This window comes from Paenibacillus sp. JQZ6Y-1 (assembly GCF_040719145.1).
In the GTDB taxonomy this organism is placed as follows: domain Bacteria; phylum Bacillota; class Bacilli; order Paenibacillales; family Paenibacillaceae; genus Saccharibacillus; species Saccharibacillus kandeliae.
The window spans coordinates 829,756-844,998 of the sequence record NZ_JBFDUZ010000001.1 but is presented as its reverse complement, the minus strand read 5'-3'; the positions used below and the strand labels follow the sequence as shown (position 1 = coordinate 844,998).

10 protein-coding genes are annotated in these 15,243 nt (G+C 46.5%); 2 read left to right on the top strand and 8 right to left on the bottom strand.

All coding sequences use genetic code 11. The features are described from left to right. Nucleotides 1-218 precede the first annotated feature (218 nt). Nucleotides 219-4,862 (top strand): DUF5057 domain-containing protein, encoded by a 4,644-nt coding sequence (locus ABXR35_RS03705; RefSeq protein ID WP_367055605.1) that lies wholly within the window; start codon nt 219-221, stop codon nt 4,860-4,862. Between the two features lie 230 nt (nt 4,863-5,092). On the opposite strand, the gene ABXR35_RS03700 is transcribed toward ABXR35_RS03705, so the two are convergent. Genes ABXR35_RS03700 through ABXR35_RS03690 form a run of 3 tightly spaced genes read right to left on the bottom strand, consistent with a single transcriptional unit; the run spans nt 5,093 to nt 8,192 of the window. Then, entirely contained in the window at nt 5,093-6,919 is a 1,827-nt protein-coding gene (locus ABXR35_RS03700; RefSeq protein WP_367055603.1) for a pilus assembly PilX family protein, read from the bottom strand. 48 nt (nt 6,920-6,967) lie between these two features. Next, nucleotides 6,968-7,624 (bottom strand): prepilin-type N-terminal cleavage/methylation domain-containing protein, encoded by a 657-nt coding sequence (locus ABXR35_RS03695; RefSeq protein ID WP_367055601.1) that lies wholly within the window; start codon nt 7,622-7,624, stop codon nt 6,968-6,970. Further along, nucleotides 7,608-8,192 (bottom strand): type IV pilus modification PilV family protein, encoded by a 585-nt coding sequence (locus tag ABXR35_RS03690; RefSeq protein WP_367055598.1) that lies wholly within the window; start codon nt 8,190-8,192, stop codon nt 7,608-7,610. Before ABXR35_RS03690 ends, ABXR35_RS03695 begins: the two co-directional genes overlap by 17 nt. 120 nt (nt 8,193-8,312) lie before the next feature. Between ABXR35_RS03690 and ABXR35_RS03685 the strand changes: the two genes are divergently transcribed. Further along, on the top strand, nt 8,313-8,750 hold the full coding sequence (locus ABXR35_RS03685) for a DUF488 family protein, N3 subclade (RefSeq protein ID WP_367055595.1): 438 nt from the start codon (nt 8,313-8,315) through the stop codon (nt 8,748-8,750). A gap of 343 nt (nt 8,751-9,093) precedes the next feature. Here ABXR35_RS03685 and ABXR35_RS03680 read toward each other — a convergent pair whose 3' ends face one another. The 5 genes from ABXR35_RS03680 to ABXR35_RS03660 form a co-directional block, all read right to left on the bottom strand. Then, nucleotides 9,094-9,960 carry an SDR family oxidoreductase gene (locus ABXR35_RS03680; protein ID WP_367055593.1) on the bottom strand — a complete coding sequence of 289 codons (867 nt, stop codon included), beginning with the start codon at nt 9,958-9,960 and terminating at the stop codon, nt 9,094-9,096. A 331-nt stretch (nt 9,961-10,291) separates the two neighbouring features. Further along, nucleotides 10,292-10,717, bottom strand: a complete 426-nt coding sequence (locus ABXR35_RS03675; RefSeq protein WP_367055590.1) for a hypothetical protein — start codon at nt 10,715-10,717, stop codon at nt 10,292-10,294. A 391-nt stretch (nt 10,718-11,108) separates the two neighbouring features. Then, nucleotides 11,109-12,053 (bottom strand): malate dehydrogenase, encoded by a 945-nt coding sequence (gene mdh, locus ABXR35_RS03670; RefSeq protein ID WP_367055587.1) that lies wholly within the window; start codon nt 12,051-12,053, stop codon nt 11,109-11,111. A gap of 12 nt (nt 12,054-12,065) precedes the next feature. Beyond that, nucleotides 12,066-13,361, bottom strand: a complete 1,296-nt coding sequence (icd, locus tag ABXR35_RS03665; RefSeq protein ID WP_367055584.1) for an NADP-dependent isocitrate dehydrogenase — start codon at nt 13,359-13,361, stop codon at nt 12,066-12,068. Between the two features lie 408 nt (nt 13,362-13,769). After that, nucleotides 13,770-14,882 carry a citrate/2-methylcitrate synthase gene (locus ABXR35_RS03660; RefSeq protein WP_367055581.1) on the bottom strand — a complete coding sequence of 371 codons (1,113 nt, stop codon included), beginning with the start codon at nt 14,880-14,882 and terminating at the stop codon, nt 13,770-13,772. Nucleotides 14,883-15,243: the final 361 nt, after the last annotated feature.

Here is a 15,243-nt window from a genome sequence, read left to right as displayed (position 1 = left end):
GAAGCATTATAAGTTAATATGTTTTTCATATCGGAATATTCAGCGCCATATATGAGATTAGACGCTTTTTTCGTCATATAATAATTGGGAAATAATATGTATAAATCGTTCATTATCCAGCTCTTTCCGCCGATATATTCATTACGTATCTACTGTATATATTAGAAGACGATCACCAATGATCCTATACGAAGTAAAAGTGCTGGAGGCGCCCACCCATGACGTTCAAAAAAGTAAGATTTATGCTGATTGCCGCCCTGTTATGCGTAGTTAGTATCCCCTTATTTCAACTAATGGCAGGAGCATCCACTCCTTATGCCATTAAGATTTTGGAGATTAACGATAATGGGGATTTTGCGCTGAGCACGCAGCTACAAGGAACATCCAACGTGACCGTTACCACGATGCGAATGAAGCAATTTGTTGCACTCCGCGAGGATTTGAGCGGCAAGTATGATGCAATCTATATTGGTAAAGGAACATACAGCACCGCCGGTGTAAGCGGACAGGATCATAATACCGCCGCTGTTATGAATGATATTACACATCTAAAAGCGGACGATATTGTGAATAACTATATCGGCAAAGGGCTGCCGGTCATTTTGCATGAGTCCATTCTGAGTCAGACTGCCAATACGAGCAAAGCTGCCGCTGACCAGCGTATTCTGTACACCACATTTGCCAAATACAGCACCACGGCAGGCAAAGTAAGCAATGTAACGTTTGTCAATGATACGACGCTGCCAGCGGTCGTTACACAGATCAAGAGCACCAGCTCCAGTCTGTACAAGCTATTAACACAGCGTCCACAGACGACGATGATTAGCTCGCCGATTGACTACAATACAACCAAAACGAATATCTACAAGCTTGGCGATCAATTGAAATTCGCCTTTACAACTGACAATATTTCTAATTACAGCTCGGGCAATGTACACGCCAATCTGTACCTCAGTGTCGACAAGGTGCTTCAGACGGATAGTGATAATCTTGTTGCCAGTACGGTTCTGACCGATTCCGCCGGTACGCTTAGCTATGCGCTGCCTAAGGCATATTCCGGTTTGCTATATTGGAAATTGGAAATTGTTAACGCACAGTCTGGTAGTGCATTATCCACGTATACTACTGGCGTGATCCGTTATCAGGATGAGAAAACCGTCGTTCGTGTATTACAGGTCATGCCGTCAGACAATACCAACAGCAGTCTACTGAAATCGACCAATATGGTACAGACGTATCTTGCTGGAACTGATTATCAGCTAAATATTACGACCGTGCAGATGCCGGAGTTTGCAACCACCACCTATAAAAATCTGAACGGTAGCTACGATATGCTGATCTTCGGTTTTCGTGATGAATACAATTTGTATGCCACACTCACCGACGATTCGACCAAAGCAATCAAGAACTTTATCGCTTCTGGTCAAGCGGTTATGTTCACGCATGATACCATCTATGAATCGACATACCAAAGTGCCAAAACAAAACCGTGGATCGATGCGTTTCAGCAGCTGTCTGGTCAAATCGCTCCCAAAACAAATATCGGTCTGAATGCGGTCAATCCTTCCACCTCCACACAGGTCGTTAATACAGGTTTGCTGACTACGTATCCATTCGACCTAACTGCCAAGCCGTCGGTCGGCAGTGTCGGTCAGATCAATACAACGCATGACCAGTATTTCACACTCAATCTGGAAGATCAGAATATTGTATCGTGGTACAACATTACGGGCAGTAGCCGAGATGCTCAGGATAGCTGGAATCATTACTATACGTATTCCAATGGCAATGTCACCTATTCCGGTACTGGTCATACGAACAGTCAGTTCCCAGAATGGGAGCAAAAGCTGTTCGTCAATACGATGTACCGCGCCTTTATCGGCTCCAACCATGCGCCGGATATTAGTGTCGTAGCACCACTGGATAGCAGTAGTAAACCATCCTATTTGCGTGATCTCGTTTTGAGCTATACGCCGAACGACTGGGATTTGAAAGACCGTACGCTCTACACTAGCGTCAAATTCAAATCCAATGGCGCGTATTTGCCTGATCTAGAAATTCCCGAAAAAACGGTCGTCACTGGTCAAACGATCAGCCAGACGTTTACCAATCCGCTACCTCAAGGCGGCGCACTGCAAATTGAAATCACTGTGCGCGACAAACAAGGAGCGATCACGACCAAAACGGTCAACCTGACGATCGACCCAGCCAAAGCGAATTTGCTAACCGAACGCAAAATCATTTCTGGTGTTGATACTACAACCAACACTGCTGAAAGCGGTAAACCTGTCACCTTACAATATTCCGTCACTCCACAGACTATTCCTTATAGCTCTGTTAGCAGCGAAGAACAAGGCTTCGCACATATGGCGGTATCCGGCATCCAATACACTGAGACATTGCCTGCCAATCTGGAAATCGACCGATCCTCGCTTCCAACTGGTATGGTAGTGACTGGCACGCTTGCGACTGGGTATACACTCACGATGCCGTATAACGATATCGCTTATAGCTTGACTACAACGAATGGCGTTCAAGCCTATACCCCAGATAAGGTAGATCCGGTCAAATTCCAATTGGTGGTCACGCCAACGACCAAAGGGGCTTACAGTCTACTGAATGCCAAACTGCAATACTATGATATTCACGGTACCAATGTGCTGGGTGCCGCAGGTGAGTACAATTTCTTCATTAAAGGGAATATCAGTATGAACGCCTCCGGCTTCTCTAGCGAAGGAAAAATGGCAGGTGGCGGTAATGTAACGCTGAGCGGTGGCTTCAATGTAGGCAGCAAGCTGACCAATACGCTGAGCAATACGCCTGTTCTGATCGCTGGCGGCAATTTGAACGTAGACAGCGGCGGTTCGGTACAAAACGGGATTGCGGTATACGGCGGCACCCTTACTGCTCCACAATACAAAAACTATACAGCCACACAGGCAAAGCCGATCAACTTTGATACGGCATTTACCAAGCTGAATACGGTATCTACCCAATTAGCGGCATTGACTCCCAATGGTATTACCAAAGTGGAAACATGGGGTGGGATTACATTGACTGGCTCTGATGCCTCATTGAATGTATTCAATGTGTCCAGTCTTCCGCTTAGTTTAACCAATTCCTTGACTATCCAAGTACCCAAAACATCCACCGTTATCGTCAATGTCACTGGACTCAGTCCTTCCATGAGCGGCGGATTGAATATCAAGGATACCGACGGCAATGCGCTCAATCCGAGTCAGGTGCTGTTCAACTTCAAGCAGGCAATTACACTGAATATGAATAATATTGGTATCAAAGGCTCCATTCTAGCACCGCAGGCTGCGGTCAGCTTTGGCGGAAGTATAGATGGTACGCTCATCGCCGCATCAATGAACGGTTCTGGAAGCGGTGCAAGGCTTCCATTGTTTAATGGCAATGTTACACTGCCGGATTCCAATACAGGCACCAAGACAACCATTGTCTTCCCAGATATCGTCTTCCAATCGATTGTCAAAGTATCTTCGGTCACATTGCCGAATGATATTATGCTGGTGGGCGATCAGAAGACGCTACTCCCAGTCGTGCTGCCAGTAGATGCCAATAATAAAGTCATGAAATGGAGCTCAGACAATACCGCAGTTCTAACGGTAAGTGCTAGCGGCGAAACTGCAACAGCCACTGCTGTCAGTGCGGGAACGGCTCGTGTTACGGTAACAGCAACCGACGGCAGCAATGCTACCTATACCGCAACGATTACAGTTATTCAGCCCGGGCTGCTGGTGAACGGTCCTGTTTCAATGAATATGAACGAACAGAGCACGTATACCGCCGTTCTGACTCCGCTGAACAATACCGCTACTGTCAAATGGTCATTTAAAGATCCGAATGAAAGTAAAGCTACCCTTACGGCGGATACTACCAATCCTTGGAATGTGATCGTACGTGGCACTTCGCCGGGTACGGTGACACTGGTAGCGACGGTTACAACGCTTAATGGACGCACTTATACCGCAGAACGCCCGATTGAGATTATCAATCCGCTTCTATTGACGATTAGCGGTCCAACAACAGCGCAAGTAGGAAGTGCTCCTATTAATCTAAATGTCACTGCCGCTCCGGCAAATATGGCACCAAGCGAATACCGCTGGTCGATCACATCCAGTGCGCCAAGCGGAGCAGCAACACTGTCTACAGGTACTGGCAGCACAATTCAATTGACTCCAAACAAGCCGGGTACCGTAGTAGTCACTGTGCAGGGCGGTGGCAAAACAGCTACCTATACCGTACTAATTACAGACAAATTGAATCTGGATGGCGCTTCAAACATCCCGATGGGACAGGTGCTTACACTGTCGGCATCTATGGCTTCCAGCAATGCAGCCAAAGTCACATGGACAGTACAAAATCAAGGAACTGGCTCCTTGAAATTACTTTCCGATACTAGCTCACCACAGCTAGTCTTGGGTGCGCTTGTACCGGGTCAATCCGTCATTTCGGTGACCGACGGTACCACTGTCCTCAAAAAGACAATCACGATTGATCCCGTTAATCTAAACTTTCTCGCTAGCGGACAAACCGCGCGCAACAACCTGAAGGTCGGCAATCTGACCGCCTACAATCTCAAGCAAGACCTTGTGTTCAGTCAAGATCCCGACGCACAGCTAGCTGCGGATATTTGGAAAAATGTCGTGTTCAGCACCAGCAATAAGGATCTGATTACGCTCAATACAAGTACCGGTCAACTGACACCGCGCAAAAAAGGAACAGCTACCATTACAGCAACCTATAGCAGTTATCCAAGCATCAGCGCGTCCACAACCGTTACGATTACCGACACGAGTGATAGCAGCGGTCCAAGCCAAGACGGTAATCGCTACTGATCCAATGGTATGTCAACAGATCAACAGGCAAATCCAAACGAAAGCCGGTACGTGTATCACAAAGCGTACCGGCTTTTGCTTGCTTCGAGTTGCCTTTGTAAAAGTTAAAAGTTGCCTAGAACAAAAAGCCCGAAACGCCTAGTTCACAGCGTTTCGGGCTTTTATTTTTATCGTATACTATTTTGCATTGCCTAAAGCTAAAGCATTTCTAATCTTATTGTATCTCAATCTCAGGACGCGCTCTGTGGCAGCAATTGCAGCTTGCCGACATTGACGGTAATCTGATTGACACGCGGTAATCCTAGCCCTTGATGCGCGTATACCTTATCGTTATATGTCACCTTAAAGCGACTATCGTTGCGATTAAATGGAGAGGACAAGGAAATCGTCGATTCGCCCGCCGATGCTGCTCCATTGACTGCATTTACAGTCAGATCCCCTTTAGCAAAGAAACCACCATTGAGCGCAAATTTAGAACCGACACCGTACAATGTCGCCTGCGCATCGGTATAAAAGAAACCTGTCAGCTGTGCAGGCTGTGTATTGTTGAAGGAGTCAAACCGGTTTAATAAGATTGAGCCCTTGGACATGACCACGACTTCCTTGCCATTCAAGCCGGTAATGATCGCATCTTCCAAGACGGTAGCATACGAACCGGAAGCTGCTGATTTCATTACATATAAAGAGGAATCCATCGTCACTTTGCCTTTGATTGTTACAGTCCCGGTGCTGATCATATTAGCTTGAATTTTGATGGGAGTATCGCCGGTATTGATAATGTTCAGATTGCCATTGACGATAAACCATTTGTTAAAGGTGGATACGCCATCGCTACCAGTTACTGTGCTGCTTTTTTCTGGATAAACGACGGCATTCAGCGTCTGTCCATCCAGCGTTAGATCACCGTCAAAGATGGTCGATTTGGTTAGCTGCGGCAGACTTGCTTGTACTTTCGTTTGCTTTTCCGCTTCCGCTTTTTGCGCTGCGGCAATCTGATCGTCCGTCGGATTGGCAGGTAGAGCCACTGGTTTGAGATCTAGGCGGTCAAAGGTAGTGCTGCTGCTGTACGCGGAATCGCTCAAGATTGATGCAATAAGTGTACCTGCATTTTTGGTACCCGTGGAATCGGTAGCAGTCTGAGCATACTTCGTTTTGAGTGTATCACGGGCAATACCAGTTGCCTGCGCCAGCTTATCAACAAATGTATCATCCAAATTCACCTGTACGAATTTTTGCCGATTTTTGATGACTATATTTTCGACGGGAATATTCAGTGCAGTTTGCAATGCACTTTCGGTATTTTGCGGCTGCTGGGTAATGGGACTACCTGACTGAATAATGGAGCCGAGCGATTGTACATAAGCGTTGCCATTGAGCAGTGGATACGTCGTCGATGTCGTGAGCTGCTTCCCTTTATATTCATAATTAGCGACGTTATCTGTCGTCAGAAGTCCGCCTGCATAGATGTTGCCAACAATACTAGGCGCACCGTTCAGAATCAGGTTATTTTCCGACCCGAACGCATAGCTTAGGAATTCTGGATAGCTGTCGATTGTTACCTTTTGCTGAAGCTTGCGCGAAATTTTGTTCACGGTTGCTTCGGCGGTTAAGGTGAACACGAAGCGGGTGGTAGTCTCTTGTTTTATGTTAGCGCTGATTAGTCGGGAAAAGTTCTGTCCGTTCTTTGGCACAGGCACCGATGCGTTGGCGACTACCAGATTTTGCAGATTGCTGTTTACGGTACTGACCTTCTGAGCAAGTGCTACCGGATCAATATCGCCGCTTAGATTCAGCTGAGAGCCAATCAGCGCTACCGCTTCATCAAGCGATTTTTGCGCCAGATGCAGACTCTGTACATCACTTTCGCGTGTCTCCGTCATAAACGCGTCCGTCAGCGTCGCCCGCATCACTGCCAGACCGAGCACGGTCATAATCAGCAGCACGAACATGACCATGACCAGTGCCGATCCACGCTCGCTGCGCCAGTTGTTCAGTATACTGCGGCTGACTGGAACCTGCTGATGTTGCTGATCTGTCGGTTGATGTTGTTTTGCCATCTTTCTCCCCATTGTGGAAGCCAACCTCTCCTATATGCTAGATACGCCTTAGAAACCAAAGCTGCTTTGCAGCGAAATGCCTTTGCTCTGTCCTTGATTGTCGCTAGACAGCTTGAGCAATACATTGATAATGCCAGTCGTATAAAAGGTACTGCCATCCGGCGATTGAATCGCAATGGTAGAGCTGTTGTTCAACACAATGCGACCTTGCAGCGCGACCGCTCTTGCCAGATCATCAATGCCGTCCCGATTCGCATCATGCAGTAGCGCTCCCGGTGTACTGGTCGCTGGTAGATCCAGATTGGTCGATAACAGCGCCTTGTTTACCGCGGCAACCTGCTGTACATTACCGATATACAGCACACCGCCATACATATAGATATCCGACATCTCCATATCGCCCAGCTGTGCTGTGGACGCTTGGCTAGCACGCTCTAACCGAATACCGACCGGATTACCGCCACTCGTAATCTGACGTACACGCTCCGGCGCAAAGCTATACATCTGTGTAATGATCGAAGTGGTCAAAATATCCCCGTTGGAGCGAAGTAGATTGTCCGTATTGATCTGGTAATAACTCCGAAATCCAAATAATGCTACTCCGTAAATGACTCCCGCCATAATGCCAGTAATGATAAGCGCAGCCAGCACTTCCACTAACGAAAATCCATCCTGACTACGCAGCCGGTCAACGAATTGTCTCATTGGTAATATATCCCTCCACACTCGTTCCGGTGATATTGCTTCGTCCCGTTGCCTGCACACTGACTTGAATCGGCAGCAAATAACTCGTATTATTGCGAATATCTGTTGCCGCTGTTGATGTGCTTGTCACCACCGTAGATGTAGGCTGATAGCGAATCGTAACGGTGTACTGCACACCATTCACATTCGGATTCAATACGCGTGCCAGTACATCCAGACTGGAATTAGACACCAAAAAGCTGTACTGACTGCATGCGCTGCTATTTGTGCAGGATGTACCTGTAATCGAACCCTTGTTGTCGGTAATCAAATATTTTTTCCAAGAAGCAAAATCCTGCTTCTCCGCATAAACCAGCGCGTTGCGTGCCAAATTCACCATTACCGTTTTATTTTCATTGGTTTTATTATAGGAGAGCGAGTTGCTAAAGTACGTCATTCCCATCATAATAATGACCGACAAAATCACGATCGCTGCCATCACCTCGATCAGTGAAAATCCATCTTCCTTGCGAAGTTGCTGCTGTCCTTTATGAAGCTGATGCGTAAGTATTTGTTTTAATAATCTCATTATTTCCCATCCTTATCGGAAAATAGGTCTCTTTATCTTTTTCGACCAAAATGGAACATATCTTTAGAGTAGATGGAAAAGTGGGTAATCGTGTTTGATATGTAAAAAGGAGGGAATTATATGGGCGCATCACGCCAACCAATGGGTAAGCTGTACACGTCCAATTTGCCGGGATTGAAAAAGCTAAACACGGATGCTGATCGATTGCTTATTACGCGGGCAGGTGCGGAGATTAGCAATGTTGAAGTTGTTCGCGCCTTATCTCCTTCAGCAGACCTGTTTCATACTATATGGAATAAACGTAAAGAGCTTACTGACAATAGCTGGTGGCCAGAGTATGAACGGCGATTCAAGCAAGAATTAACCAGTGAGGAGAAATTGCATGCTTTGCGAGATGTATATAAACGGCTGCTACGCGGACAGAACGTCGTATTGATCTGCTTTTGCAAAGATCACCGATATTGCCATCGCCGACTGGTCGGGCAATTTTTCGCACAATATGGCGTAGAAGCAGAAGAATTGAATCCAATCACGGTAGAGCAGCTGGAACTGTTTTAATAACGTTTTACTAACTTCTCATTAATCTCTTAATCACATCTTGTAAAATCACTTATATAACAAAGCCTACGCTAGCTTCTAGCAACAGACTTGTATCGCACTCTGATTACACTTACGCGTACAATAAAAATATTCCTGACTACAATAATAGTCCCAACTCCAAAACGGTCACTAACACAAAAAGCCTGCATCCTGTGCAGGCTTTTTGTGTTATTCAACGTAGCTTGTATTGGTTGTTTGTATTGAATATTGCTGCTTTGATTTTCTTTTTTGCTTCTTCTATTTTAAAAGAAGATTTGTATTCATGTTGCAAAACTATGCTTATCCATTCAGCCTACCAACATTAACCGTTAACAACCTCGCCGCCGTTTACATGAATCACCTGACCACTCACATATGACGAATCCGTGCTAGCGAGATACACATAGGCTGGCGCCAGTTCTTCCGGTTGTCCGGGGCGCTTCATCGGCTGAGATTGACCAAACTTCTCGACTTCCTCTTCATCAAATGAAGCTGGAATCAGTGGTGTCCAGATTGGACCCGGTGCTACACCATTGACGCGAATGCCTTTTTCTGCCACATTCATCGACAACGCGCGTGTAAAGGATAGAATCGCACCTTTGGTTGACGAGTAATCAATCAGCGTCGGTTGACCGCGATAGGCAGTGACCGAAGTGGAATTGATAATGGATGCGCCTTCTTTCAGGTAAGGCATCGCTGCTTTTGTAATAAAGAACATTCCGAAAATATTCGTGCGGAACGTGCGCTCCAGTTGCTCAGCAGAGATGTCTTCAATTGACTTCTGAACATGCTGCTCAGCGGCGTTGTTTACTAGAATATCCAGTTGTCCAAGCTCAGCTACCGCTTGATCAACCGCTTGCTTGGCAAATGCTTCGTCGCCAATGTCACCAGCAATGGTAATACATTTGCGACCTTCTTTTTCCACATGTGCCTTGGTTTCTTCTGCATCCTCGTGTTCATCTTTGTACAGGATGGCTACGTCAGCGCCTTCTTTGGCAAAATACACTGCCACAGCGCGACCAATCCCACTATCGCCGCCTGTAATAATGGCAGCTTTGCCTTCCAATTTGCCTGCGGCTTTATATTCCGGCGCCTTAAATTGCGGACGCGGTGTCATTTCCTTTTCAATTCCGGGTTGCTTTTCCTGATGCTGCGGAGGTAATTGTTCTGGTCTGTTGGACATGTTCATATTCCCCTCTCATCTCGAATGATTCAGCTCTATGCTGACAATATCGTATGATCATCACGTTCTCATACGATGGTACGGTGCTTTATTACCACCCCTAATCTGTGTTCAAACAAGTTGCTGCTTTTTTTCTTCCTCTTTCTTTCATTTATGTAAAACAAAATACAAAAAACCGCTCTCCATATACAGAAGCGGTTTTTCGTATTCATTGTTCGTTCTTCCAACATTCGATGTTCGATCTTCCAATATTCATTGTTTGATCTTTCATCATTCGTGGTTTGGTATTCCATCTGTTGTCCACAGGCTGTTGTCTACAGACCAGATCCATGAAGCATCAGATCAAATGACGGTAAACCATGAAAAAGCTCATCAACAACAAACATACCGCCAGTCCAAGACCGAGCGAGCGAATTTTGCCAGTATGTGCGGCAATATCCTTGCTCTGCTGAATATCCACCAGCGCCAAGCGTAGCGGCTTGCCCATGATGCCGCCCAATGCGGCAATCGCCAGCAGCAGAACAACAACAATCGTCATCCAAGCAATCGAATAATCGCCTTTGGTCATCAGGTAGCCACCAGTCAGCAGTTGTACAACCAGACCAAACTGGGCAATACGATTCAGAACACGGATGATATGGATCGCACCGGACTGCGATGATCCATCCCAGCTTGCCAATTTACCAGCAATAAACGGCAATAGCAAATAAAATCCTGTCGATAATGCACCTAGAATGTGCAAAAATACGAGAAAATCAATCACTGATTCTTCTCCCCCATCTGTATGAAATTCAAATAACCTGTTCCTATCAACCCCATACCGCCACAAGTCGATGATGAACACCGTATGTAATTCGACTGTCCGACGCATGAGACTGTATAATCAGGCTTCATCCCTATTTTACCCAATCCAATGTGAAAAATATAGCATTACTACCAAAAATCCAGATTCGTCTTCACCAACTACCTATCACATCCTATAGTAAACATCATCCAATCCTACAATCGTACATTACAAAGTACATATTCCATAACAAATGCTATCTATTAAGATCGTAACAAAGGCAAAAACACTCGTACTGTGCTATGTACAAGAAAACAGCCTTTTCCCGTATGATCCGCACATACGGACATACAAGAAAAGGCTGCTACATTTAGGATGATACAATTTGAATGACATCACGTACGGAATCGGCGGATTTATCCAACTGGGATTGTTCATCCTCAGTCAGTTCCAGCTCGAAAATGCGTTCAATGCCGTTCCCACCCAAAATAGCAGGAACACCGAGGAACAGATGATCATAGCCGTACTCGCCTTCCAGATACGCAATAACGGGCAGGATGCGCTTCTTGTCCTTCAGCACTGCCTCAGTCATCTGCGTCAGTGCTGCTGCCGGAGCATAATAAGCGCTACCGTTACCAAGCAGATTGACGATCTCGCCGCCACCCACACGGGTACGCTGTACAATCTCGTCCAATCGTTCTTTCGAAATCAACGTATCGATCGGAATCCCACCTACGCTGGAATAACGGACCAAAGGAACCATATCGTCCCCATGACCACCCAGCACGAAGCCGCGTACATCCTCTACCGAGACATTCAATTCCTCGGCAATAAATGTGCAGTACCGCGCTGTATCCAGTACGCCGGATTGTCCAATGACACGATTTTTCGGAAAGCCAAGGGTCTGGTAAGCAACATAGGTCATGGCATCCACCGGATTACTCAAAATAATCACAGTCGATTCTGGGGAATGCTGCTTGATCTGTTCACATACGGAACGTACAATGCCGGCGTTTGTATTCACCAGATCGTCGCGGCTCATACCCGGCTTGCGGGCGATGCCTGCTGTCAGAATCACTACATCAGAATGTGCCGTCTCTGCATAATCGGCAGTGCCTGTAATCCTACTGTCAAACCCCTGCACCGGACTCGCTTCCAGCATATCAAGCGCTTTGCCTTTGGTTGGGTTTTCGAGTTGCGGAATATCGACCAGCACCACGTCGCCAAGCTCTTTCTGGGCAATCATCAAAGCAGTGGTTGCGCCGGTAAATCCGGCGCCCACAATCGTGATTTTTTTGCGCTTAATCGCTGTCATGGAGTCATCCTCCTACATGTTTTCGATTACTTTGTCAGCAAACTCGGAGCATTTTACTTCTGTCGCTTGATCCATCAGACGAGCGAAGTCATAAGTAACCGTTTTGTTGTTAATCGATGTTTCCAGACCTTTGTAGATCAGGTCCGCAGCTTCTTGCCAGCCCAAGTGCTCAAGCAGCATAACGCCGGACAGGATAACGGAGCCCGGGTTTACTACGTCTTTGTCCGCATACTTCGGTGCAGTACCGTGCGTTGCTTCGAAGATCGCGTGACCAGTTACGTAGTTGATGTTTGCGCCCGGTGCGATACCGATACCGCCAACTTGTGCAGCCAGTGCATCAGACAGATAGTCACCGTTCAGGTTCAGCGTTGCGATGACATCGAATTCAGCTGGACGAGTCAGTACTTGTTGCAGCGCGATATCAGCAATCGCATCCTTCACGATGATTTTGCCTGCATCTTCCGCTTCTTTTTGAGCAGCGTTCGCAGCATCTGTACCTTGCTCGTCTTTAATTTTATCGTATTGCGCCCATGTGAATACTTTATCGCCAAATTCAGCTTCAGCGACTTCGTAGCCCCAGTTTTTGAACGCGCCTTCTGTAAATTTCATGATGTTACCTTTGTGTACCAGTGTAACGCTCTTACGTTCGTGGTCGATTGCGTATTGTACAGCCGCGCGAACCAGACGTTTGGAGCCTTCTTCGGATACTGGTTTGATACCGATACCGGATGTTTCTGGGAAACGGATTTTGTTAACGCCCATTTCGTTTTTCAGGAATTCCAGCACTTTTTTCACTTCTTCTGTGCCTTCTTGGTACTCGATACCTGCATAGATGTCCTCTGTGTTTTCACGGAAGATAACCATGTCTACCAGCTCAGGACGTTTAACCGGAGAAGGTACGCCGTCAAAGTAGCGTACAGGACGCAGGCACACGTACAGATCCAGCTCTTGACGCAGTGCTACGTTCAGAGAACGAATACCACCGCCGATTGGCGTAGTCAGTGGACCTTTGATCGCTACGATATATTCGCGGATTGCTTCCAGCGTATCCGCAGGCAGCCATTCGCCGTATGTATTAAACGCTTTCTCACCGGCGAATACTTCGTACCAAGCAATCTTTTTGGAACCGTTGTATGCTTTGTCTACTGCTGCATCCAGTACGCGTACGGAAGCTTTCCAGATATCGCGGCCTGTACCGTCACCCTCGATGAAAGGGATAATTGGGTTGTTTGGCACCTGCAGATTTCCATCCTGAATGGTGATTTGCTCACCGGAAGTTGGCAGTTCGTACTTTTCGAAGTTCGGCATAATGTAAGTTCCTCCTCGGTTCTATTTGGTGATACGTCATATGTCCGGATTGTGCCTTGCGGCAGTATGACCGGGGTATTGACCAATTCCGTCTAGTTGGGGATACATGTCGGCAGCAGCGCATTCCACAGGGGCTGTCGGCCTGTGCCTGACAACCTCCCGTCTCACTGCGGTGTGATCATACGGGGTAACGGAATGATTCCTGCTTCGCCCAATGATCACATCGTATCGTGTAAACTCTGCCTGTTCCTGCGTGCATACGTCCAAAGACATATGCTATGAAGGATATCACTGACATGCGCTCCAAATAACGGTTGTATTTATTTTAGCAGACACTGAAAGATAATGAAAAGTCGGAATTCATACAGAGCGTGTTTGCTATGAAAACGTATAGCAAACGCTGCTTCCTTAGCGGGACTCCACTGGGCTGTAGTGTTGATCTGTAGGACCTACATATTCAGCACGCGGACGAATGATCCGGTTGTTTTCATATTGCTCCAGAATATGAGCAGCCCATCCAGATACACGACTAATCGCGAAGATCGGTGTAAACAGATTGCGCGGAATGCCCAGCATGGTGTACATGGATGCAGAATAGAAGTCTACGTTCGGCTTCAATCCTTTGCGCTCATTGATCAATTCTTCAATGCGCACGCTCATCTCGTACAGGGTCAGATCATTGTTCTTCTCACCCAGCTCACGCGACATCTGTTGCAGATGCTTCGCACGCGGATCGCCGTTTTTGTAGACACGGTGACCGAAGCCCATGATTTTGTCCTTGTTATCCAGCTTTTGTTGAATATAGCTTTCGAGTTTATCGGGCGAACCGATCTCTTCCAGCATTTTCATAACCGCTTCATTGGCACCACCATGCAGTGGACCCTTCAGCGCGCCAATCGCGGATGTAATACCAGAATAGATGTCCGACAGCGTTGCCACAGTAACACGCGCAGCAAAAGTCGAAGCATTCAATTCATGATCAGCATGCAGCACAAGTGCTTGATCTAGCGCTTTGATCGCTGTTGCTTCTGGCTCAGTGCCGTTCAGCATGTACAGGAAGTTATGCGCGATAGATACGCCCTTCAGTGGCGCAACTGGCTCTTTGCCTTCGGCAATGCGTCCAATGGCAGCAACGATTGCTGGCAGCTGTGCTTGCAATTTGATGACTTTTTGATGGTTGGCTTCGGTGCTCATATCGTCCGCTTGCTCATCATACAGAGCCAGCGCCGAGATCGCACTGCGAAGTGCTGCCATACGGTTCATATCGGATGGGTACAGTTTGATTTGCTGAATAAGCGCATCCGGCAGTACTGCATATTTATCCAGATCTTTTTGCAACTGGTCAAGCTCGTTCTGATTTGGCAGCTTACCAAACCAGAGCAAATAGGCGACTTCCTCAAAGCTAGCGTTTACAGCCAAATCATCAATATCGTACCCGCGGTACGTTAGAACTCCATCAACAATGGAGCTAATGGATGAGCTTGCTGCAACAACGCCTTCCAAACCTTTGGTAGCTGTCATGTGATTCTCTCCTTTGCAAAACGACTCTTGAAGTTTGTCCAATTTGTTAATGAAAACATTTACATTTTTAAAAATGTTAAAATTATGAAGATAATAGTATACAGGAATGAGGGTATTCAGAGGTTGCCGGACCTTACACCTGTCATTAACCTTCCAAGAACCTTATATCATCATACTTTATTTTGACGGACTTGTGAACAAAAGTGAAGATCAGTAGTATATCAAAATGTTTTATCCTTTTGATAAATTATTTTTTGTAAGCCTTTACAAGATTATCTGCCCGCTTTTATTCACAAATTCGCCGATACTCTATTGTATACCAATCTATCAAAAATAAAAAGACCGATCCTTTTTATGCAGA

Excerpts from the sequence above, each read along its gene's own strand:
- ABXR35_RS03705 (WP_367055605.1), top strand. The coding sequence starts at position 219 with ATGACGTTCAAAAAAGTAAGATTTATGCTGATTGCCGCCCTGTTATGC.
- ABXR35_RS03700 (WP_367055603.1), bottom strand. The coding sequence starts at position 6,919 with ATGGCAAAACAACATCAACCGACAGATCAGCAACATCAGCAGGTTCCA.
- ABXR35_RS03695 (WP_367055601.1), bottom strand. The coding sequence starts at position 7,624 with ATGAGACAATTCGTTGACCGGCTGCGTAGTCAGGATGGATTTTCGTTA.
- ABXR35_RS03690 (WP_367055598.1), bottom strand. The coding sequence starts at position 8,192 with ATGAGATTATTAAAACAAATACTTACGCATCAGCTTCATAAAGGACAG.
- ABXR35_RS03685 (WP_367055595.1), top strand. The coding sequence starts at position 8,313 with ATGGGCGCATCACGCCAACCAATGGGTAAGCTGTACACGTCCAATTTG.
- ABXR35_RS03680 (WP_367055593.1), bottom strand. The coding sequence starts at position 9,960 with ATGAACATGTCCAACAGACCAGAACAATTACCTCCGCAGCATCAGGAA.
- mdh (WP_367055587.1), bottom strand. The coding sequence starts at position 12,053 with ATGACAGCGATTAAGCGCAAAAAAATCACGATTGTGGGCGCCGGATTT.
- icd (WP_367055584.1), bottom strand. The coding sequence starts at position 13,361 with ATGCCGAACTTCGAAAAGTACGAACTGCCAACTTCCGGTGAGCAAATC.
- ABXR35_RS03660 (WP_367055581.1), bottom strand. The coding sequence starts at position 14,882 with ATGACAGCTACCAAAGGTTTGGAAGGCGTTGTTGCAGCAAGCTCATCC.